We start from the raw sequence: 18,905 nt of genomic DNA, 5'->3' as shown, positions 1-18,905 counted from the left end.
CGTCGTCTCGTTTCAATCTATGTTTTCGAAAAAGAGGCTTTCCTGCTCCTGGTCGCGACATTGCAGCGCGCGCTCACGGCCGGCGGCGTCGCGGCGACGCTCGCCGTCGTCCCCGCATCGGCGCAGGAAGACGATTCTGGCGCGCTGCTCGGATGGCCTGCATCACCCGCCTCGCGCGCGCCTGCGTCATCCGGCTCGGACAAGAAATCCGACAGCAAAGCCAAGTCGCCGCCGTCCTGGCTCGACGCATTGAAGGTGACGGGCTTCGTCGAGGCCGGCTCCACCTTCAATTTCGACAATCCGTTCAACAAGCTCAATTGGGGCCATCTGTTCACCGATCGCGCCAATCAGCCGCAATTCAACGCCGGCGTGCTCACCATGCAGCGCCTGCCCGATCCAAAGGCGAGGAAGGATTTCGACTTCGGCTTCAAGATTCAGACGATGGTCGGCTCCGACGCACGCTACACGCATTTTATGGGGGAGCTCGATTATGCGATGCGCGACCGCACGCAGCTCGACATTCTACAGGCCTTCGCGACCGCGCATCTGCCATGGATCACGGACAATGGATTCGATGTGAAGATCGGCCAATTCGTCACGCTCGAGGGCGCCGAGCTGGTCGACAGCGTTTTCTACAGTCATTCCTATATTTTCAATTTCGGCATTCCGCTCAAGCAGACCGGCGTGATGATCTCGTCCGATCTCGCCTCCTGGCTTTTTGTCCATGCGAGCGTCATGTCGGGCGACAGCGCCAGCCTCGGCTGGCCCGGCGACAACAATAGCGCCGCCTCATTCCAGGCCGGCCTGCGCATAAAGGCGTTCGACGACAGGCTGACCATTCTGGGCACGACTCACATCGGCCCCGAAGATCCGATGCAGCTCGATCCGCTCGGCGTCGGTTGGCCGAACATTCCGTATGAATGCGCATGCGATCCCAATCGCACATTGTCCTACAGCAATGATGTGACGCTCACCTGGAAGGTGACGGATCGGCTCACTCTCAGCACAGACATAAACTATGTTCGCGACGATGGATGGAATGCGCTCTCGGTGACGGGGCTGTCCGAAGGCGTGCTGCGCCGGCTCGGCGATATCTACGGCTTCGACGCCACGCTCATTCCGCGTCGTCCGCGCGGCGTCAACGGCTATGGCGTCGCGCAATATGTCTCTTACAAGATCGACGATGTGCTGCAGCTCAACGGCCGCGTCGAATTTTGGCGCGACCATAGCAATTTCTTCGTCGGCGCCTATCCCGGCTATTTCGATTACACGAACATAGAGCATGGCTTCTACACGCCCTCGGCGATCTTCCAGCCGGAGGGGCGCGGAACCAGCTATCTCGGGATCACCGCCGGGCTGACGATAACGCCGGAAATTCCCAAAGGTCTGCCGATCACCAGCTGTCGCTGCGGCCGGAGCTGCGTTACGACGCGTCGCTGACCGGCGCGGCGCCCTTCTTCGGCGCGAGCGGCTATCGACGCTCGACCGGCATGTTCGCAATGGATGTGATCGTGCCGTTCACGCTGAAGTGACGTTAGGCAACAAAGCCGCTGGCGACCCCGGTAGGATTCGAACCTACGACCTACTGCTTCGAAGGCAGTTGCTCTATCCAGCTGAGCTACGGAGTCGACGCTCGCAAATTAGCATGTTCTACCGGCGACGTCTCGGGCGCTGTCGTCGTTGCGCCCTTTCCGCCGCCAATGATCCGGCGGCCGTCGACCACAATAGCTGCTTCCTTGGCGACCCCGGCTGGATTCGAACCAGCGACCTACCGCTTAGAAGGCGGTTGCTCTATCCGGCTGAGCTACGGGGCCATGACGGAGGCTGCGGCCGTCAGTGTGTCCACTGGCCGACGCGCTGCGTCTTGAAATTATCGGCGTAGGATATGATGCGGCGCGAAGCGGCGCCGGGCTTGGGCTCCTCGACGCGATAGACGAGCGCCTTGCGCTCGGCATAGGCGATCGCCTCCTCCTTGGTGGCGAAACGAAGCCTGATCTGAGCCTTTGCGTCCGACGTGCCGGTCCACCCCATCAGCGGATCGAGCTCGCGCGGGGTCTCGTTCTCATATTCGAGGACCCAGGGCTTGGCCGGTCCGGGACCGGATTGCGTCGCGCTGGGGGACGGGCGGTGAATGCGTGCGGTCATATCGGCCTCGGCGAAAGCCGGCTCGCGAGCCGGCCGGAAACGAAAAATCGGCGCTGTGGCGGGGCTCCGCGCCAATGGTCGGGGCAGCAGGATTCGAACCTGCGACCTGAAGTACCCAAAACTTCCGCGCTACCAGGCTGCGCCATACCCCGTCTCGCGTATAGGCCGCGGAGCCCATTTCCGCCGAACGCCTCGCTAGCACGCGGGCGCGTCGCTCACAAGCGCGAGCGCGCGCGCCGACCGCGCTACTTCGTGAAAATCGGATGTTTGACCGTGTCGCCGACGGCGATCGACAAGCGCTGCGCCGCGCCGGCGGCCAGCTCGATGACCGCGAGCGCCGGCCCGCCGGAGGAGATGACGCGCTCCGAATAGGGTTCCGCGGCGAGCGCCAGGGAAACGACCTTTCCGGCGCGCGAGACGAAGACCATGTCGAGCGACAGCGGCGTGTTCTTCATCCACATTGCGACCGGCCGCTCCTCGTGGAAATCGAAAAGCATTCCGCCGTCCGCGGGGAGCGAGGCGCGGAACATCAGGCCTCTCTCGCGCTGGTCGGGCGTTCGCGCCACCTCGACGTGCAGCCGATGCGCGCCGGAGGCGGTGACGATCTCGATCGGCTCTATGGCCATTTTGACCGCGGGTGGCGGTGGCGATCCCGGCTCCTTCGCGTGGCCGGGAACGGCCGCGCAGAAGAGAAGGACGAAAAACGCGGCTATGCCGCCGAAAACGCTCCGCGACACCTCACCAGACATGCTCACCCTCGCCGCATCCAGACCGCCGAGCGCATCGAGACGACGTCGAAACGCCAGCGCTTCGACGGCCATTCTGCCATTGCGGTCGGGAAATAAAAAGCGGCCCGGAAACGCGCCTGTCGCTCGGCCCTAGTGGGAAGCCGGCAGCGCCGATTCGAGCGGCCGCACCTCGGTCGCCATGAGGCCCTTGGGACCGTCGCCATAGCGCACCAGAACGCTGTCGCCAGGCTTCAGCTCGGCCAGCCCATAGCGGCGAACTGTCTCCATGTGCAGGAAGATATCGTCGGTGCCCTCGCCGCGGGTGAGGAAGCCGAAGCCTTTTACCCGGTTGAACCATTTGACGATGGCGATCTCATAGCCGCTCGAAGGCGTCACTTGGACATGGGTGCGGGCGGCGCCGTTCTGCGAAGGGTGAACCGCCGTCGACTCGTCCATGCCGATGACGCGAAACACCTGCATGCCCTTCACGCGCTTCTGCGCTTCGCAGACGACGCGCGCGCCCTCATAGGCCGACTGGAAGCCGGAACGACGTAGGATCGTCACATGCAAGAGAATATCCGCGCCGCCATCATCGGGAACGACGAATCCGTATCCCTTCGAAACGTCGAACCACTTGATGGTTCCCGACATTTCGACCAGATCGAGCCCGGCTTCACCGTTTTCGACATTGATGGTCGACGCGCTCAACTCATTCTGGAATGAAATTTTTGCGCCCAACAGACCAACTCCCCCTGCCGATTCGGAACGAATGCGCTCCGCTCGCCTTCGAAGACTCGAATCGCGACGCTCGCCCGTGAATCACTGTGGTTAAGATATCATCGCCACGCTTTCCTCCAACCGACTTTTTTGTCTCGTGCGCCTTCGCTGTGGATACAAAGCCCGAAAATGCTTGGCGTTCCGCGACCTCGGCGCCGGTTACGCGAAATACCGTACGCGCGTTGTCAATGCGCGATCACGGCTCTTTGGGGCTCCTCGCGCGCATGTTTCGGCTTCGATCTTCGCCATGAAAGCGGCGCGATTGGGCGCCAGAGCGTTCTTTCGTCACATTCGCGCGCGGCGCAGCCCCTCCTCGAGGCGCGCGCGGCGCTGGACAGAGCGGCGCGAAGCAATATGCTCGTCCAAATGTTGCGGCCGTCGCGAAGCCGCGACATAGTGCGTCGCCGCCGATGGTGGCGCAGCCGACGAGCCGCAATTCCCGCGAGAAGATCGCACGCAGCCCTTGAAAGCACGGACTTCGAACGAATGAGCTTCATCACACCGCGAGACGATCGTGAATTGGCGCAGCATGACGGCGCCCCGAATTTCGATCTCGCCTCGCTCTATGCGGAGCGGGAGAACGAGCGTTTCGCATTGCACTCGCAGCATCTCAACGAGATGTGGGTGCGCGTGCTGAAGACCATCGGCTATGACGTCGGATTCGTGCGCGGCTCCGGCCAATATCTCTATGACCGCAAGGGCGCGCGCTATCTCGATCTTTTGAGCGGCTGGGGCGTGTTCGCGATCGGCCGCAATCATCCCGCGTTGCGCGAGGCGCTGATGAGCGTGCTCGGCGCCGAGCTCCCCAATCTCGTGCAGCTCGACGTGTCGGTGCCCGCGGCGCTGCTCGCGGAACGGCTGCTCGGCTTCGCGCCTTATATGGAGAAGGTTTTTTTCGCCAACTCCGGCACAGAGGCGGTCGAGGCGGCGATCAAATTCGCACGCGCCGCGACAGGCCGTCCAGGCATTCTCAATTGCGCGCATTCCTTCCATGGCCTCACCTATGGCGCGCTGTCGCTCAATGGCGACGAGATTTTCAAGAAGGGCTTCGGCCCGCTGCTCCCCGATACGCGTGAGATTCCCTTCGACGATCTCGCCGCGCTCGAGGAGGCGCTGCGCCATCGCGACGTCGCGGCCTTCTTCGTCGAGCCCATACAGGGCAAGGGCGTGAACATGCCGGCGCAGGACTATCTCGCGCAGGCTGCGGCGCTCTGCCGCAAATATGGAACCTTGCTCGTCGCCGACGAGATTCAGACCGGCCTCGGCCGCACGGGAAAATTTTTCGCCGTAGAGCATTATGGCGTCGAGCCCGATCTCCTGCTCGTCGCCAAGGCGCTGTCGGGCGGCCATGTGCCGGTCGGCGCGGTGCTGACGCGCAAATGGATCTTCGACAAAATGTTCGATCGCATGGATCGCGCGGTCGTGCACGGCTCCACCTTCGGCAAGAATGATCTCGCAATGGCCGCCGGCCTCGCCACTCTCGAGGTCATGGCGAGCGAGAAGCTCGTCGAGAATTCCGCCGCCAAGGGCGAGCGCCTGCTCGCCTCCTTCCGCGCCATGGCCGAGCGTTACGAACTCGTCGCCGATGTGCGCGGCAAAGGCCTGATGATCGGAATCGAGTTCGGCGAGCCGCGCTCGCTGAAGCTGAAAGCCGCGTGGAACCTGCTGGAGACGGTCAACTCCGGCCTGTTCTGCCAGCTCATCAGCATACCTTTGTTCGAGCAGCACAAGGTGCTGACGCAGGTCGCCGGCCATGGCAATCACACGATCAAGCTGCTGCCTCCGCTGACCATCGACGATTTCGATTGCGATTGGATCGAGCGTTCCTTCGACAAGGTCATCGCCGACGCGCATCACGCGCCGGGGGCGGTGTGGTCGCTCGGCAAGACGCTCGCGGGCCACGCGCTGAAAGCCAAGCTCGGCTGACGCGCCAAGGTTAATGAAATGGGAACGCGCCTTGCTCCGATGAGGCGCGCGACGGGGAGCCGCGCCGATTTGAGACGTCGGCGTAAATTTCCAGCCTGTCGCGCTCCGCTTCGAGACGAAAGGCGTCGATTATGCGTATCAGTGCGACGATTCTGCCTGCGGCCATGCTGGCCGCGCTCGCGGGCGTTCCCGCCCCCTCCTACGCCGGCGCGCGCGAACCGGTCGTCATTCGCGGGCTCGGCCCCGATGATTTCGCGCCGCGGGCGACCGCGAATTTTCAGCTGTTTCATCCTGCCGCTCGTCCGGCGCGCCATTGGCGCGAGGAGGAGCCGAACGACGCCCGCGCCGCCGTCGCGCCCCGTCGCTATCGCGTCGCGGCGGAAGAAGCCACGCAAGGGCAGCCGCCGATCCGTTATCGCTCCACTGAGGCGGCGCCGGTCTCCTATGCGGAGCCGGCCCTTTATCCGCGCGAGGATTACGCCCGCGCCGCCGTCGCGCCGCAGCGCTATCGCGTGGCGACGGAAGATGCGACGCAATGGTGGCGGCCCGCTCGCTATCGCGCCAACGAAGCAGCTTCCATCCCCTTTGCCGAACCGGCCTATTATCCGCATGAGGGCTACGCCCGCGCGGCCGTCGCGCCACAGCGCTACCGCGCGGCGACGGAAGACGCGACGCAGTGGCCGCAGCCGATTCGCTATCGCGGTGAAACGGCCGCCGCTCCCTATGTCAGGGCGGTCTCCTATCCTCACGCGGGCAATCCCTATGATCGCGCCTATCGGCCCGGCGCCTATACTGCGGTCGATCCTATTCCGCAGCGTTCCACGCAGGCCTATGGCTATTTCCTCGACGAAGGCCCTTTCCCTACGCGATGAACCGATCGGCGCCAGAGCGGCGCGACTCGAAACCGACGCATTCGTCGGCTTCAATGTCGCGCAACTGCTCATGAGGGAAACGCTATGCTCATGCTGACTCGGCGCGCCTTTCTGAGAGGCGCGATAGCGGGGGCGGCTTCCGCTTTCGCGGGAGCGGCCTACGCCTTCGGCTATGAGCCGCTGATGGAGCCGCGCGTCGCCCGCTATCACATCGCGCCGCGCGTCTGGCCGAAAGGTTTCGCGCTCGAGATCGCGGCGCTCTCCGATCTGCACGCCTGCGACCCGTGGATGTCGCTCGAGCGCATAGACGCGATCGTCGATCGCATGAATGCGCTCGAGCCCGACGTCATCGTGCTGCTCGGCGACTATGTCGCCGGACTGCATCGTTTCGCCACGCCGATTCCGGCGTCGCAATGGGCGCGGGCGTTGTCTCGGCTCAGAGCGCCGCTCGGCGTCCATGCGATCCTGGGCAATCACGACATGTGGGACGATCACACGGCGCAACGTCGCGGCGGCGGCGAGACGATCGCCCGCGCCGCGCTCGAGGACAATGGGATTCCTGTCTACGAGAATGCGGCCGTGCGTTTGGCGCATAAGGGCCACTCGCTATGGCTCGCCGGCCTCGCCGACCAATATGCGATCACCGTCGGCCGGCGCAAATGGCGCGGGCTCGACGATCTTTCCGCGACGCTCGCCGCCGTCGCCACCGACGATCCGGTAATTTTATTGGCGCATGAGCCGGACGTCTTTCCGCGCGTGCCCGAGCGCGTCGCGCTGACGCTTTGCGGACATACGCATGGCGGACAGGTGCGCCTTTTCGGCTGGGCGCCGATCGTGCCGTCAATCTACGGCAGTCGCTATGTCCACGGGCATATCGTCGAGGACGACAAGCATCTCGTCGTCTCCGGCGGATTAGGATGCACCGGATTGCCGGTGCGCTTCGGCGCGCCGCCGGAAGTCCTTCACATAAGAGTCGAAGCGCCGGCGGCGTGACGCCGGCGCGTCCGCCTCACTCGCCGGCCGCCTTCATCTTCTCGCCGCTCTGGCTACGCGCCAGAAGCTCGGTGAGCGCGCGGCGATATTCCACCGGCATCACCTTGCGGAACTTCGGCTTGTAGCTCTCCCAATCGTCGAGGATCGCGCGCGCGCGCGTCGAGCCCGTGTAGCGCAGATGATTGGAAATGAGGTGCTTCAGACGCTCGGCGTCGAAGCGCGTCATATCGCTCATCACATCGACGCGGCCATGCTGCTCGAGGTCGCCGCTCTGATGATAGGCCTGCGTCATCGCTGTCTCCTCGTCGCGCACCGGCTCGAGATCGACCATCGCCAGATTGCAGCGCTCGGCGAAGCCGCCGTCCTCATCCAGCACATAGGCCACGCCGCCCGACATGCCGGCCGCGAAATTGCGGCCTGTCGGCCCCAGCACGACGACGACGCCGCCGGTCATATATTCGCAGCCATGGTCGCCGACGCCCTCGACGACCGCATAAGCGCCGGAATTGCGCACGGCGAAACGCTCGCCGGCGACGCCGCGCAGATAGGCCTCGCCCCCCACGGCGCCATAGAGCACGGTGTTGCCGACGATGATCGACTTCTCCGGCACGATCTGCTTGGCCTCGCGCGAGGGATAGACGATGACCTTGCCGCCCGAGAGTCCCTTGCCGACATAATCATTCGCCTCGCCCTCGAGACGCAGCGTCACGCCGCGCGCGAGAAAGGCGCCGAAGCTCTGCCCCGCGGTGCCCGAAGCGCGAATGTCGATCGTGTCCTCCGGCAGGCCGGCGAGGCCATAGACGCGTGCGACCTCACCCGACAGCATGGCACCGGTCGAACGATCGACATTGCGGATCGCCGTCTCGATGGAGGTCTTCGCGCCGCGGTCGATCGAGGCGCGCGCCGCCTCGATGAGCTTGTTGTCGAGAACCTTGTCGAGCCCGTGATCCTGTGTGAGGCTGTGACGGATCGCGGCGCCTTCGCCCGCCGGCTTGTGGAACAGCTTGGAGAAGTCGAGTCCCTTCGCCTTCCAATGGGCGAGCGCCTTCTCCTTGTCGAGCATCTGCATCTGCCCGATCAGCTCGTCGAAGCGGCGATAGCCCATTTGCGCCATCAGCTCGCGCACTTCCTCGGCGACGAAGAAGAAGAAGTTGATTACATGCTCGGGCTGGCCGACGAAGCGCTTGCGCAGCACAGGGTCTTGCGTCGCGACGCCCACGGGGCAAGTGTTGAGATGGCATTTGCGCATCATCACGCAGCCGGCCGCGATCAGCGGCGCGGTCGCGAAGCCGAACTCGTCCGCGCCGAGCAGAGCGCCGACGATGACGTCGCGGCCCGTGCGCAGGCCGCCGTCGACCTGCACCGCGATGCGCGCGCGCAGATTGTTCAGCACCAGAGTCTGATGCGTCTCGGCGAGGCCGATCTCCCACGGGCTGCCCGCGTGCTTGATGGAGGTGAGCGGCGAAGCGCCCGTCCCGCCATCATAGCCGGAGATGGTCACATGATCGGCGCGGCCCTTGGAGACGCCGGCGGCGACCGTGCCGACGCCCACTTCGGAAACGAGCTTCACCGACACATCGGCGCGCGGATTCACATTCTTCAGATCGAAGATCAGCTGCGCCAAATCCTCGATCGAATAAATGTCGTGATGCGGCGGCGGCGAGATGAGGCCGACGCCCGGCGTCGAATGGCGCACCTTGGCGATCACCGCATCGACCTTGTCGCCGGGCAGCTGGCCGCCTTCGCCGGGCTTTGCGCCCTGCGCCATCTTGATCTGAATCATGTCGGAGTTGACGAGATATTCCGCCGTCACGCCGAAACGCCCAGAGGCCACCTGCTTGATCGCCGAGCGCGCGCTGTCGCCATTGGGCAGCGGCTTGAAGCGCTCCGGCTCCTCGCCGCCCTCGCCCGTGTTGGACTTGCCGCCGATGCGGTTCATCGCAATGGCGAGAGTGGTATGCGCCTCGCGCGAGATCGAGCCGAAGGACATGGCGCCGGTGGAGAAGCGCTTGACGATCTCGCTCGCCGGCTCGACCTCGTCGAGCGGCACGGGCGCGCGACCATCCTCCTCCGCCGTCTTGACGCGGAACAGGCCGCGCAGATTGAGCAGCTTGTCGTCCTGCGCGTTCAAATGCTGCGCGAAGGCGCGATATTTGTCCTGCGCATTTGCGCGCACGGCATGCTGCAGCAGCGAAACCGTATGCGGCGTCCAGCTATGCGCCTCGCCGCGAATGCGGAAGGCGTAATCGCCGCCGACATCCAGCGCGTCGCGATAGATGGCGACGTCGCCGAAAGCGTCCTTGTGACGGCGCACCGTCTCGGCCGCGATCTCGTCGAGGCCGACGCCCTCGACGCGCGTCGTCGTGCCACGGAAGAATTCGTCGATGAAGCTCTGCGCGAGGCCCACGGCGTCGAAAATCTGCCCGCCGCAATAGGACTGATAGGTCGAGATGCCCATCTTGGACATGACCTTCAGCAGACCCTTGTCGACCGCCTTGATGAAGCGCTTGATCGCCGTCGGCCCATCGACGTCGGAGGGGAATTCCGCCGTCGAAGCCTCGAGCGTCTCGAAGGCGAGATAAGGATTGATCGCTTCCGCGCCATAGCCGGCGAGCAGAGCGAAATGATGCACCTCGCGCGCTTCGCCCGTCTCGAGCACGAGACCGACCGAGGTGCGCAATCCCCGGCGAATGAGGTGATGATGCACGGCCGCCGTGGCGAGCAGCGCCGGAATCGGAATGCGATCCGGTCCCACCATGCGGTCGGAGAGAATGATGATGTTGTAGCCGCCGTTCACCGCCTTTTCGGCGCGCTCGCCGAGCCGGTTCAGCGCCTCGCGCAGGCCGGCGGCGCCGGTCGCGGCGTCATAGGTGATGTCCAGCGTCTTGGTGTCGAAGCTGTCCTCGATATGGCCGATGCAGCGGATCTTCTCGAGGTCCTCATTGGTGAGGATGGGCTGGCGCACCTCGAGCCGCTTGCGCTTCGCCGAGCCCTCGTGATCGAGAATGTTCGGGCGCGGGCCGATGAAGGAGACGAGGCTCATCACCAATTCCTCGCGGATCGGATCGATCGGCGGATTGGTGACTTGCGCGAAGTTCTGCTTGAAATAGGTGTAGATCAGCTTCGGCTTGTCGGAGAGCGCCGAGATCGGCGTATCCGTGCCCATGGAGCCGACCGCTTCCTGGCCGGTGACGGCCATGGGGAAGAGCAGAAGATCGAGTTCCTCCTGCGAATAGCCGAAAGCCTGCTGACGATCGAGCAATGACACATCGGCGCGCGAGGCGCGCGGCTCGACGGGCTTCAGATCCTCGAGCACGATCTGCGTGCGCTCGAGCCATTGCTTATAGGGATGCGAGGAGGCGAGCTCCTTCTTGATCTCGTCGTCGGAGACGATGCGTCCCTGCTCGAGATCGACGAGCAGCATCTTGCCCGGCTGCAGACGCCACTTCTGCACGATCTTGTCTTGCGGGATCGGCAGCACGCCCATCTCGGAGGCCATGACGACGAGCCCGTCCTCGGTCACGAGATAGCGCGCCGGGCGCAGGCCATTGCGGTCCAGCGTCGCGCCGATCTGGCGGCCGTCGGTGAAGGCCATGGCGGCGGGACCGTCCCAGGGCTCCATCAGCGCGGCGTGATATTCGTAGAAAGCCTTGCGGTCGCCATCCATCAGCGGATTGCCGGACCAGGCCTCCGGGATCAGCATCATCACCGCATGGGCGAGCGAATAGCCGCCCTGCACGAGAAACTCGAGCGCATTGTCGAAGCAGGCGGTGTCCGACTGCCCCTCATAGGAGATCGGCCACAGCTTCTCTATGTCGTTGCCGAACAGCGGCGAGGCGACCGAGGCCTGACGCGCGGCCATCCAGTTGAGATTGCCGCGCAGCGTGTTGATCTCGCCATTATGCGCGACGAAGCGATAAGGATGCGCGAGGCGCCAGGACGGGAAAGTGTTCGTCGCGAAGCGCTGATGCACGAGCGCGATGGCGCTGACGAAGCGCGGGTCTTTCAGATCGAGGAAATATTCGCCGAGCTGCGAGACCAGCACCATGCCCTTGTAGACGATCGTCTGCGAGGAGACCGAAACCGAATAATGCTCGCGCGCCGCCGGCCCCCGCGCATAGATTTCATTGGAGGCGGTCTTGCGCGCGAGATAGAGGCGACGGTCGAAGTCGACATCGTCGATCACGGAGGGGCCGCGGCCGATGAAGACTTGGCCATGCACCGGCTCGACCGCCTTCACCGCCGCGCCGAGATCGCTCGAATCGACCGGCGTGTCGCGCCAGCCGAGCACGACGAGGTCCTGGCTCGCGGCGGCGGCCTCGATGAATTCCTTCGCCTTGGCGCGCTCGGCGTCGTCGCGCGAGAGGAAGAATTGGCCGATGGCGTAATGGCCGGGCTCCGGCAGGGCGAAGCCGAGCTTCGCGCATTCCTCCTTGAAGAACTGGTGCGGAATCTGCACGAGAATGCCACAGCCGTCGCCGAGCTTGGGGTCCGCGCCCACGGCGCCGCGATGATCGAGATTGAGCAGGATCTGCAGACCCATCTCGACGATCTCGTGGCTCTTGGCGTTGTGCAGATTGGCGACGAAGCCGACGCCGCAGGAGTCGTGCTCCTTGGACGGATCGTAGAGGCCCTGAGCCTGCGGCAGGAGGGGGTCTCTGGCGTCGATCGCGGTCATGGCGGCGTCTCCCGGGCGAGTCCGGGGGCCGCCCGGCCCGATCGCCGCGCCCGCTCCCCCGTCCTTGGTCGTCGAATTCATAGCGTCGCTCGCAGGGTGGCGCGAGCGACATTGGCGCAGAATGGTCAGCATGACTGACATATCGGCGGGAAATATTGTTGCCAGATTTGCGCCCCTCGCACAAGCAATCTGCCGCTACAAAACCGAATTCCCGGCGCATTCCATCGCCGGCGCGCGCCGCTTGCGTCCAAAGCTCGCCGCAATGGTCGCCCAAGCTCGGCAATCGAGACGGGGCCAGACGATGAGATGGATGTGGAGCGGTTCATGACGCTATCGAGACTGCGGCCGAAGCTCTTGCTCGCGATGGCGAGCCTCGCGCCGATGGCGGCGCCGACGCCGGCCGCGGCGGATTTCTTCTTTCGTCCGTTCGGCTACGCCTTTCACCAGCCGATCCCGGAACCCGCGCCCAACGCCACGCCTCGAGCGATCGCCGGCATTTTGGGCGAGGAAGGCTTTCGTCTCGTCGGTGGGCTCGGCCGGCGCGGCGATCAGGTGGTCGCGACGGGCGTCGACCGCCGCGGCCATTATCGGCGCTTTTTGATCGACCCCTATGAGGGCGAGATTTTGCGCTCCTGGCGCATTGGGCCGGAGGAAGTCGGACCGGGCTTCGTCGAAGCGCCGCCCGCCGCCTATCGCGGACCGCCGGGGCCGGAACCCTATGAGGGGCCGAGCGCCGGCCCGGCGGAAGACCCTCTGGTGGTGCCCGGCCTCGGCGGCGAGCCCCGCCGCCCGGCGCGGCAATCCAACGCTCCGGCGCGAGGCGTGGAGACGCCGGCGCGCACCCATGCCGCCGTCAGGCAAGACAATGCCGAGACACGCCGCCCGCCCCATTCGCCGCCCTCCGAGGCGACCAAACCGCCGGCGCGCGCCGCCGCTCCGCAGGATAGACCGACGGCCGCCAAGCCCGCCGTCGCCAAGCCCGCCGTCACCAAGCCGGCCGAGCGCAAGGCGCCGGCGCAGCAGCCGCCGCAAGGCGGGACCGCGTCCGCTCCTTCTTCTTTATCTCCTGCGCCTTCTCCTTCTCCCGCCGCCGCCTCCGCCCAGCCGATCCAAGCCGCTCCCGAGCCGCCGCATGCGGCCGCGCCGGAGCCCGCAGCGGTCGGCCATCAGCAGGCGGCGCCGGCGCCACAGACCATCGTTCCAGCGACGCCGGTCACGCCGCCGCCCGCCGCTGCGGCTCCCGCCAATCCGGTCTCGGCGGAGCAATCCAAGGAGCCGTCCGCGGGCGAGCCGCCCAAGCCGACACCAGGCGGTTGAACGAAAAAAGAGGCGTCCCTCACGGGACGCCTCTATTTTTTGCAAGGCTGGGGTGCGGCGTGCGATCAGGCGGCTTTGGCGTCGATCGTCTGCGCCGGAACGCCGCCGCCGATCTCGATGCGGCGCGGCTTCTGCGCCTCGGGAATTTGGCGGACCAGATCGACATGCAGCAAGCCATTGGCGAGGGTCGCCCCGGTCACGACGACATGGTCGGCGAGCTGGAAGCGGCGCTCGAAGGCGCGCGCGGCGATGCCTTGATGCAGGATCTCGCGCTTGACGCCGCCGGGCTCGGGCTGCGAGTCTTTCGCGCCCTTGATGGTCAGCGTGTTCTCGCGCGTCTCGATGGAGAGATCCTCGCGCGCGAAGCCGGCCACGGCCAAGGTCACGCGATAATCGTTCTCGCCGGTGCGCTCGATATTATAAGGCGGATAGGTCGGAGCCGCCTCCGCGCCCGGACCTTGGTCGAGCAGGGAGAAGAGACGGTCGAAACCGACGGTCGAGCGATAGAGGGGGGAAAGATCGAAGTGACGCATGTCATTGTCCTCCTAGAAGCGACAGTGGAAGCGCGATCGGGATGTTCGTCCCCGCTCGCGCCGGGGAAGAAGCGCGTCCGCTACGGCCCGCGCTGAATTCCATGTGGGAGCGCCTTTTGCGGCCTGCAAGAGGCGCCGGCGCGGGTGTCGCAATTTTGTGACAGGCCCCGAGTTTTCGCCGCGAGCGCGACGATCGCATTGACCGCGGAAATTTCCCGGCGCTAGTTTCGGACATGGCGAAGCTGAGGTCACGGCGCTGGTCGGACGTCTCCGCGGCGAGACGCGCGTTCGTCTCGGCGCTGGCGCTTTGCCTTTTCGCGCTGCAGGCTTTCGTCGCCGCCTCGCTGGTTCGAGGCCATGGCGCGCCTCTGGCGGGCGGCGTCTCGGCCTCCGCCTATTGCGAGCCGCACAGGGACGGCGCGCCGCCGGCGGAGCGCGATCATGCGCCCTGCTGCATTCTCTGCGTCTCCGGCCGCGATCTGCCGAGCCTCGTCGAGCCGCCGTCCGAGGAGCCGATCCTCGCGCCGCCGGTCGTCGCTTTCGCCTTCGTCGCCTATACCTCGACGGCGCCGCCGCAGCGCGGACCCGTCGGCTGGGCCAGCTCCTGGTCGTCCCGCGCCCCTCCCCTCGCCTGATCGCGCGGCGCCCCGCGGATCGCGGCCGCCGTTTCGATACGCCGATGGACGCACCGGACGCCCCCGCGCCCGGGCGACGCCGCGACGGATGGCGCCGATGCCCGACACGAGATTTTCGATTTTGCGCGAGCTCTTCGCGCGCACCCAACGCGATCTGACACGCCTGCTCACGCGGCGGGTCGGTCCCGATCACGCCCCAGACATCGTCCAGGAGGCGTTTCTGCGCGTCATGCATCGCGACATGACCGAGGAGATCACCGATCCTCCGGCCTATCTGCGCCGCACCGCCGTCAATTTGGCGATGGACTTTTCGCGCCGGCGCAGGCTCGAGAGCAGGCTCTTCGTGGCCGATGCGGAGACCTATGACGCGCCCTCGGACGAGCCCTCCGCCGACGAGACTCTGGAAGCGGACCGCCGCGCGCGGATTCTCACCACGGCGATCGAGACGCTGCCGCCCAAATGCCGCGAGGTCTTCGTGCTGCGCATGCATCACGACGTCCCGCAGGACGAGATCGCGCGGCGGCTCGGCATCTCCCGCAATATGGTGGACCGGCATTTGCGCATCGCCATAAAGCGCTGCCGAAGCGCCGTGCAGTAAAAAATTGCCGAGACGCATCCGCGTTTCGGGCCGTCGTTCGTCTGTATGTGTGAGGAGCGAGTTTCGACCTATGGCCGCCCACAAAGATCCCGCGCCGCAGGAGAGCGCCTCGCAGGACTCCGCCGTCGCCTGGTGGGTGCGGCGCGACGCCGGCAACATGTCGAGCGCCGAGATCGCCGCCTTCGAGGCCTGGGTGGCCGATCGGGCCAACGCGGCGGCCTTCACCTATATTTGCGCGCTCTGCGGCGAGGTGAAAGCGCTGAAGCCGCGTCGCGTCGACGCCCTCGCGGCGCGGCGGCGGCGACGCATGGCTTTCGCCGCCGCGCTGGCCGCGACGCTGGCCGCCGTGGCGAGCTTCGACACGCTGCGCCTGCTCTGGAGCGCCGATTTCCGCACCGCCGCCGGCGAGACGCGCATGGTCGCGCTCGCGGACGGATCCAAGGTTCAGCTCGGCGGAAAATCCGCTATCGCCGTGCATTACGCCGCCGGCGAACGCTCGCTCACTCTGCTCGAAGGCGAGGCGTTTTTCGATGTCGCGCCGGATGCCGCGCGGCCCTTCGTCGTCACGGCGGCGGGCGGATCGGTGACGGCGCTCGGCACCTCTTTCGATATCGCGCTCGAGAATGACGGCGCCCGCGTGACCGTCGCCGAGCATAAGGTCGCCGTCGCGAGCCATGGCGAGAAGACGATCGTCGAGGAAGGTCGCCAATGCGACTTCGGCCCGGCGGCGCCGACGAGCGCGCCCGTCCCTGTCGCCGTGCCGGACGCCACCGCCTGGCGCCGCGGCAAGCTCATTTTCGTCGATCGTCCGCTCGGCGAGGTCGTCGATATTCTCTCACGCTATCACCGCGGCTACATCATCGTGGCGAGCGACTCCACGCGCCGGCTTCGCGTCACCGGCGTGTTCGACGCCGCCGATCCGATCGGCGCCTTGCGCGCGATCGAGGCTTCGCTCGCGCTCGATGCGATTCACATCGGCGATTATCTCGTGGCGCTGCGCGGATGAGACAGAACGCCGCATCACGCGCCTGCATTTTTTCGTCGCACGGACGTGCGTGTTCGCGCGCTCCATTCGTCAGAGTTCATAGAGGGACGTTTTCGTTCCCGACAAGAACTCGGAGAAGGGCGGATGCAGCGGCGATTTTTTCGTCTCGAGAATAAAAACATGGGCGCGACGGCGATAGCGACGGCTCTGAGCGCTCTCGTCTTCGGACAAGAGCCGGCCATCGCGCATGTCGCAATGCCGGAGGCGGAGCTCGCCGCCGCAGTGCGCAGCTATGAGATTCCGGCGGGCTCCGTCGCCGCCGCGCTCAATCGCCTCGCCGACGCCACCGGCGCGCAGCTCGTCTATAAGTCGCGACTGACGCGCGATCTCACGACGCATGGACTCTCCGGCGCCTTCACACTGGAAGACGCGCTCGATCGTCTGCTCGCCGGCACGGGCATAGGCTATCGCCTCACGCGTGATGGACGCAGCGTCGCCATCGTGCTCGCGCAGAACGAGACGATGCGCAATGACGCCGGCGCGGTCGCGCTGCCGCCGATCGACGTGGCCGGTGAGCGCGAGCGAGCGCTGCGCGCCGCAGCGCGTCACGCCGATGGCCCCTTCACGCCGATCGGCGCGACGGACATCAGCGGCGCGGCGCTCGACGCTCAGCGTCCAAACGCCAGCGACACGGCGCAGCTGCTCTATGCGGCGCCGGGCGTCGATCTCTATGAGGCGGGGGGCGTGTCGCGCCTTCCGGCGCTGCGCGGCCTCGCCGACGATCGCATCAAGATTCTGCTCGGCGGCGCCGAGATCACCTCGGCCTGCGCCAATCACATGAATCCGCCGCTCTCCTATATCGATCCGAACAATGTCGGAAAGATCGAGGTGCTCTCCGGCGTGACGCCGGTGAGCAAAGGCGGCGATTCGATCGCGGGCACGATTTCGGTCACGCCCAAGCCGCCGATCTTCGCCAATCCGCGCGTCGCCTCCGCGCCAGGCCTCGTTCCGTCGGTCGCGCCCGGCGTCATCGCCTCGGGATCGATCTCGGGCTTCTTCCGCAGCTCCAACAGCGGCTTCGGAGTGTCGGGAACCGCGAATGTCGCCACCGAGCATTTCAGCCTGCTCTACAATGGCGGCTACACGCGCGGCTCCGACTATCACGCCGGCGACAATGGACCGAAGGTCCTCTCCACCGGCTTCATCTCCGAAAATCATTCGGCGACTCTCGCCTATCAGAACGACGGACATCTCTTCACGCTGCGTGGCGGATATCAGAACATTCCCTATCAGGGCTTCGTCAATCAGCGCATGGATATGACTTATAATCGCGGCTATTCGGTCGACGCCGGCTATGAGGGCGCGTTCGAATGGGGCAAGCTCGAGGCGCGCGCCTTCTGGCATCATACGGCGCATAAGATGGGCTTTCTCTACGACAAGCAGCCCGCCAACATGCCGATGAACGCCGCCGGCACTGATTACGGATATGTGGTCAAGGCGGCCATTCCTCTCGACTCTTCCAATCTGCTGCGCATCGGCAATGAGTTCCACGGCTATCATTTGAACGACTGGTGGCCGCCGATCGTCGGCAGCATGATGATGGGTCCAGGGACCTTCTGGAACATCAATGGCGGCCAGCGCGATCACATCGGCACATTCGCGGAATGGGAAGCGAAATGGTCGCCGCAATGGACGACATCGCTCGGCGTGCGCAATGACATCGTGTGGATGAGCACGGGCGACGCCAGCGCCTATGATCCGCGCAATCCCATCCCCATGGGCATGATGGGCATGGCCAATCCTGACGCCACGGCGGCCCGTTTCTTCAACGCCCGCAGCCATGCGCGCACCGACGTCAATTTCGACATGACCGCGCTCGTGCGCTACCAGGCCGACGAGACGAGCACATATGAGCTCGGCTATTCGCGCAAGACGCGCTCGCCCAATCTCTACGAGCGCTACGCTTTCGGCGTCGGCGGCATGGCGAGCAGCATGATCGGCTGGTTCGGCGACGCCAATGGCTATGTCGGCAATCTCGATCTGAAGCCCGAGGTCGCGCATACGGTGAGCTTCACGGCCGCGTGGCGCGATCCCGTCTCCCATGATTGGGAAGTAAAGGCGACGCCCTATTTCAGCTATGTCGAGAACTTCATCGACGCCGATCGCATCGGCGGCTTCACCGACAAGAATGGAAGCTGGTTTCCCATTCTTCAGTTCCGCAATCACAAGGCGGAGCTCTATGGCTTCGACCTCTCCGGCCGCGGCAAGCTCTATGAGGCGCCGGATGTCGGCAGCTTCACGCTCTCCGGCGTCATCGGCTACGTCTATGGCGAAAATCTCGATCGCGGCGACGGGCTCTATCACATAATGCCGCTCAACGCCCGCTTCGCTCTCGAGCACAAGCTCGGCGGCTGGAGCAGCGCTGTCGAGCTGCAGCTGGTCGATAGCAAGACGCATGTGAGCACGGCGCGCAATGAATTGAAGACGCCCTCCTACGGGCTCGTCAATCTGCGCACCGCCTATGAATGGGACGCATTCCGCATCGATCTCGGCATCACCAATGTCGCCGACGTGCGCTATTATTCGCCGCTCGGCGGCTTCGATTACACGAATTACAAGAAGACGAGCGTCTTCGGCGCCGTGCCGGGGCAAGGCCGCTCCTATTACGCGGGGCTGACGGTGAAGTTCTGAGCTTCGCCTTTTGCGCGGTCGGGCGAG

General features: G+C 65.2%; 14 protein-coding genes and 3 tRNA genes. 9 read left to right on the top strand and 8 right to left on the bottom strand.

The window, feature by feature from the left end; all coding sequences use genetic code 11:
- Window positions 1-60: 60 nt before the first annotated feature.
- The gene (locus GYH34_RS12150) at window positions 61-1,440 is read left to right on the top strand and encodes an outer membrane beta-barrel protein (protein WP_244635076.1); all 1,380 of its coding nucleotides are present in this window, start codon (window positions 61-63) and stop codon (window positions 1,438-1,440) included.
- Window positions 1,441-1,551: 111 nt separating this feature from the next.
- Here GYH34_RS12150 and GYH34_RS12145 read toward each other — a convergent pair.
- The 6 genes from GYH34_RS12145 to GYH34_RS12120 all read right to left on the bottom strand — a co-directional run bounded on the left by GYH34_RS12145 (window position 1,552) and on the right by GYH34_RS12120 (window position 3,524).
- Window positions 1,552-1,628: transfer RNA gene (locus tag GYH34_RS12145), tRNA-Arg, on the bottom strand.
- Window positions 1,629-1,737: 109 nt separating this feature from the next.
- Window positions 1,738-1,814, bottom strand: a tRNA-Arg gene (locus GYH34_RS12140).
- A 19-nt stretch (window positions 1,815-1,833) separates the two neighbouring features.
- Complete coding sequence (locus GYH34_RS12135) at window positions 1,834-2,145, bottom strand: ETC complex I subunit (protein WP_161913801.1); 312 nt, start codon at window positions 2,143-2,145, stop codon at window positions 1,834-1,836.
- A gap of 75 nt (window positions 2,146-2,220) precedes the next feature.
- Window positions 2,221-2,297 (bottom strand) — tRNA-Pro (locus GYH34_RS12130).
- Window positions 2,298-2,390: 93 nt separating this feature from the next.
- Window positions 2,391-2,894, bottom strand: coding sequence for a DUF192 domain-containing protein (locus GYH34_RS12125; RefSeq protein ID WP_244635075.1), 504 nt, complete (start codon window positions 2,892-2,894; stop codon window positions 2,391-2,393).
- Between the two features lie 129 nt (window positions 2,895-3,023).
- Window positions 3,024-3,524: a cold-shock protein gene (locus tag GYH34_RS12120; RefSeq protein WP_174242448.1), complete on the bottom strand. Its 501-nt coding sequence runs from the start codon at window positions 3,522-3,524 to the stop codon at window positions 3,024-3,026.
- A gap of 612 nt (window positions 3,525-4,136) precedes the next feature.
- Between GYH34_RS12120 and GYH34_RS12115 the strand changes: the two genes are divergently transcribed.
- The 3 genes from GYH34_RS12115 to GYH34_RS12105 all read left to right on the top strand — a co-directional run bounded on the left by GYH34_RS12115 (window position 4,137) and on the right by GYH34_RS12105 (window position 7,441).
- Complete coding sequence (locus GYH34_RS12115; RefSeq protein ID WP_161913800.1) at window positions 4,137-5,576, top strand: aspartate aminotransferase family protein; 1,440 nt, start codon at window positions 4,137-4,139, stop codon at window positions 5,574-5,576.
- Between the two features lie 131 nt (window positions 5,577-5,707).
- Window positions 5,708-6,448, top strand: a complete 741-nt coding sequence (locus GYH34_RS12110) for a hypothetical protein (RefSeq protein ID WP_161913799.1) — start codon at window positions 5,708-5,710, stop codon at window positions 6,446-6,448.
- 90 nt (window positions 6,449-6,538) lie between these two features.
- The gene (locus GYH34_RS12105) at window positions 6,539-7,441 is read left to right on the top strand and encodes a metallophosphoesterase (RefSeq protein WP_161914995.1); all 903 of its coding nucleotides are present in this window, start codon (window positions 6,539-6,541) and stop codon (window positions 7,439-7,441) included.
- Window positions 7,442-7,457: 16 nt separating this feature from the next.
- Here the strand turns inward: GYH34_RS12105 and gltB are convergent, their stop codons facing one another.
- Window positions 7,458-12,119, bottom strand: coding sequence for a glutamate synthase large subunit (gene gltB, locus GYH34_RS12100; RefSeq protein ID WP_161913798.1), 4,662 nt, complete (start codon window positions 12,117-12,119; stop codon window positions 7,458-7,460).
- A 324-nt stretch (window positions 12,120-12,443) separates the two neighbouring features.
- On the opposite strand from gltB, the gene GYH34_RS12095 reads away from it, so the two are divergent.
- Complete coding sequence (locus tag GYH34_RS12095) at window positions 12,444-13,436, top strand: hypothetical protein (RefSeq protein WP_161913797.1); 993 nt, start codon at window positions 12,444-12,446, stop codon at window positions 13,434-13,436.
- 65 nt (window positions 13,437-13,501) lie between these two features.
- Here GYH34_RS12095 and GYH34_RS12090 read toward each other — a convergent pair whose 3' ends face one another.
- Window positions 13,502-13,969, bottom strand: a complete 468-nt coding sequence (locus GYH34_RS12090; protein WP_161913796.1) for an Hsp20 family protein — start codon at window positions 13,967-13,969, stop codon at window positions 13,502-13,504.
- Window positions 13,970-14,202: 233 nt separating this feature from the next.
- Here GYH34_RS12090 and GYH34_RS12085 point away from each other — a divergent pair, with 233 nt between their 5' ends.
- From GYH34_RS12085 to GYH34_RS12070, 4 genes are all read left to right on the top strand, one after another.
- Window positions 14,203-14,604: a hypothetical protein gene (locus GYH34_RS12085; protein ID WP_161913795.1), complete on the top strand. Its 402-nt coding sequence runs from the start codon at window positions 14,203-14,205 to the stop codon at window positions 14,602-14,604.
- 97 nt (window positions 14,605-14,701) lie between these two features.
- Window positions 14,702-15,202, top strand: a complete 501-nt coding sequence (locus GYH34_RS12080; RefSeq protein ID WP_244635074.1) for a sigma-70 family RNA polymerase sigma factor — start codon at window positions 14,702-14,704, stop codon at window positions 15,200-15,202.
- Window positions 15,203-15,272: 70 nt separating this feature from the next.
- A complete protein-coding gene (locus GYH34_RS12075; RefSeq protein WP_161913793.1) occupies window positions 15,273-16,208 on the top strand; it encodes a FecR family protein in 936 nt (311 codons plus the stop codon).
- 123 nt (window positions 16,209-16,331) lie between these two features.
- Window positions 16,332-18,878, top strand: a complete 2,547-nt coding sequence (locus GYH34_RS12070) for a TonB-dependent receptor (RefSeq protein WP_161913792.1) — start codon at window positions 16,332-16,334, stop codon at window positions 18,876-18,878.
- The last annotated feature ends 27 nt before the right edge of the window (window positions 18,879-18,905 follow it).

It is taken from the genome of Methylosinus sp. C49 (assembly GCF_009936375.1).
In the GTDB taxonomy this organism is placed as follows: Bacteria; Pseudomonadota; Alphaproteobacteria; order Rhizobiales; family Beijerinckiaceae; genus Methylosinus.
The sequence above is the reverse complement of the archived record's forward strand: the minus strand, read 5'-3'. Positions and strand labels throughout refer to the sequence as shown.

What these genes read in the sequence shown, in the direction of transcription:
- GYH34_RS12085 (WP_161913795.1), top strand. Translation starts at nt 14,203, where the DNA reads ATGGCGAAGCTGAGGTCACGGCGCTGGTCGGACGTCTCCGCGGCGAGA.
- GYH34_RS12070 (WP_161913792.1), top strand. Translation starts at nt 16,332, where the DNA reads ATGCAGCGGCGATTTTTTCGTCTCGAGAATAAAAACATGGGCGCGACG.
- GYH34_RS12095 (WP_161913797.1), top strand. Translation starts at nt 12,444, where the DNA reads ATGACGCTATCGAGACTGCGGCCGAAGCTCTTGCTCGCGATGGCGAGC.
- GYH34_RS12120 (WP_174242448.1), bottom strand. Translation starts at nt 3,524, where the DNA reads ATGTCGGGAACCATCAAGTGGTTCGACGTTTCGAAGGGATACGGATTC.
- GYH34_RS12115 (WP_161913800.1), top strand. Translation starts at nt 4,137, where the DNA reads ATGAGCTTCATCACACCGCGAGACGATCGTGAATTGGCGCAGCATGAC.
- GYH34_RS12105 (WP_161914995.1), top strand. Translation starts at nt 6,539, where the DNA reads ATGCTGACTCGGCGCGCCTTTCTGAGAGGCGCGATAGCGGGGGCGGCT.
- gltB (WP_161913798.1), bottom strand. Translation starts at nt 12,119, where the DNA reads ATGACCGCGATCGACGCCAGAGACCCCCTCCTGCCGCAGGCTCAGGGC.
- GYH34_RS12110 (WP_161913799.1), top strand. Translation starts at nt 5,708, where the DNA reads ATGCGTATCAGTGCGACGATTCTGCCTGCGGCCATGCTGGCCGCGCTC.
- GYH34_RS12080 (WP_244635074.1), top strand. Translation starts at nt 14,702, where the DNA reads ATGCCCGACACGAGATTTTCGATTTTGCGCGAGCTCTTCGCGCGCACC.
- GYH34_RS12075 (WP_161913793.1), top strand. Translation starts at nt 15,273, where the DNA reads ATGGCCGCCCACAAAGATCCCGCGCCGCAGGAGAGCGCCTCGCAGGAC.
- GYH34_RS12090 (WP_161913796.1), bottom strand. Translation starts at nt 13,969, where the DNA reads ATGCGTCACTTCGATCTTTCCCCCCTCTATCGCTCGACCGTCGGTTTC.
- GYH34_RS12135 (WP_161913801.1), bottom strand. Translation starts at nt 2,145, where the DNA reads ATGACCGCACGCATTCACCGCCCGTCCCCCAGCGCGACGCAATCCGGT.
- GYH34_RS12125 (WP_244635075.1), bottom strand. Translation starts at nt 2,894, where the DNA reads ATGTCTGGTGAGGTGTCGCGGAGCGTTTTCGGCGGCATAGCCGCGTTT.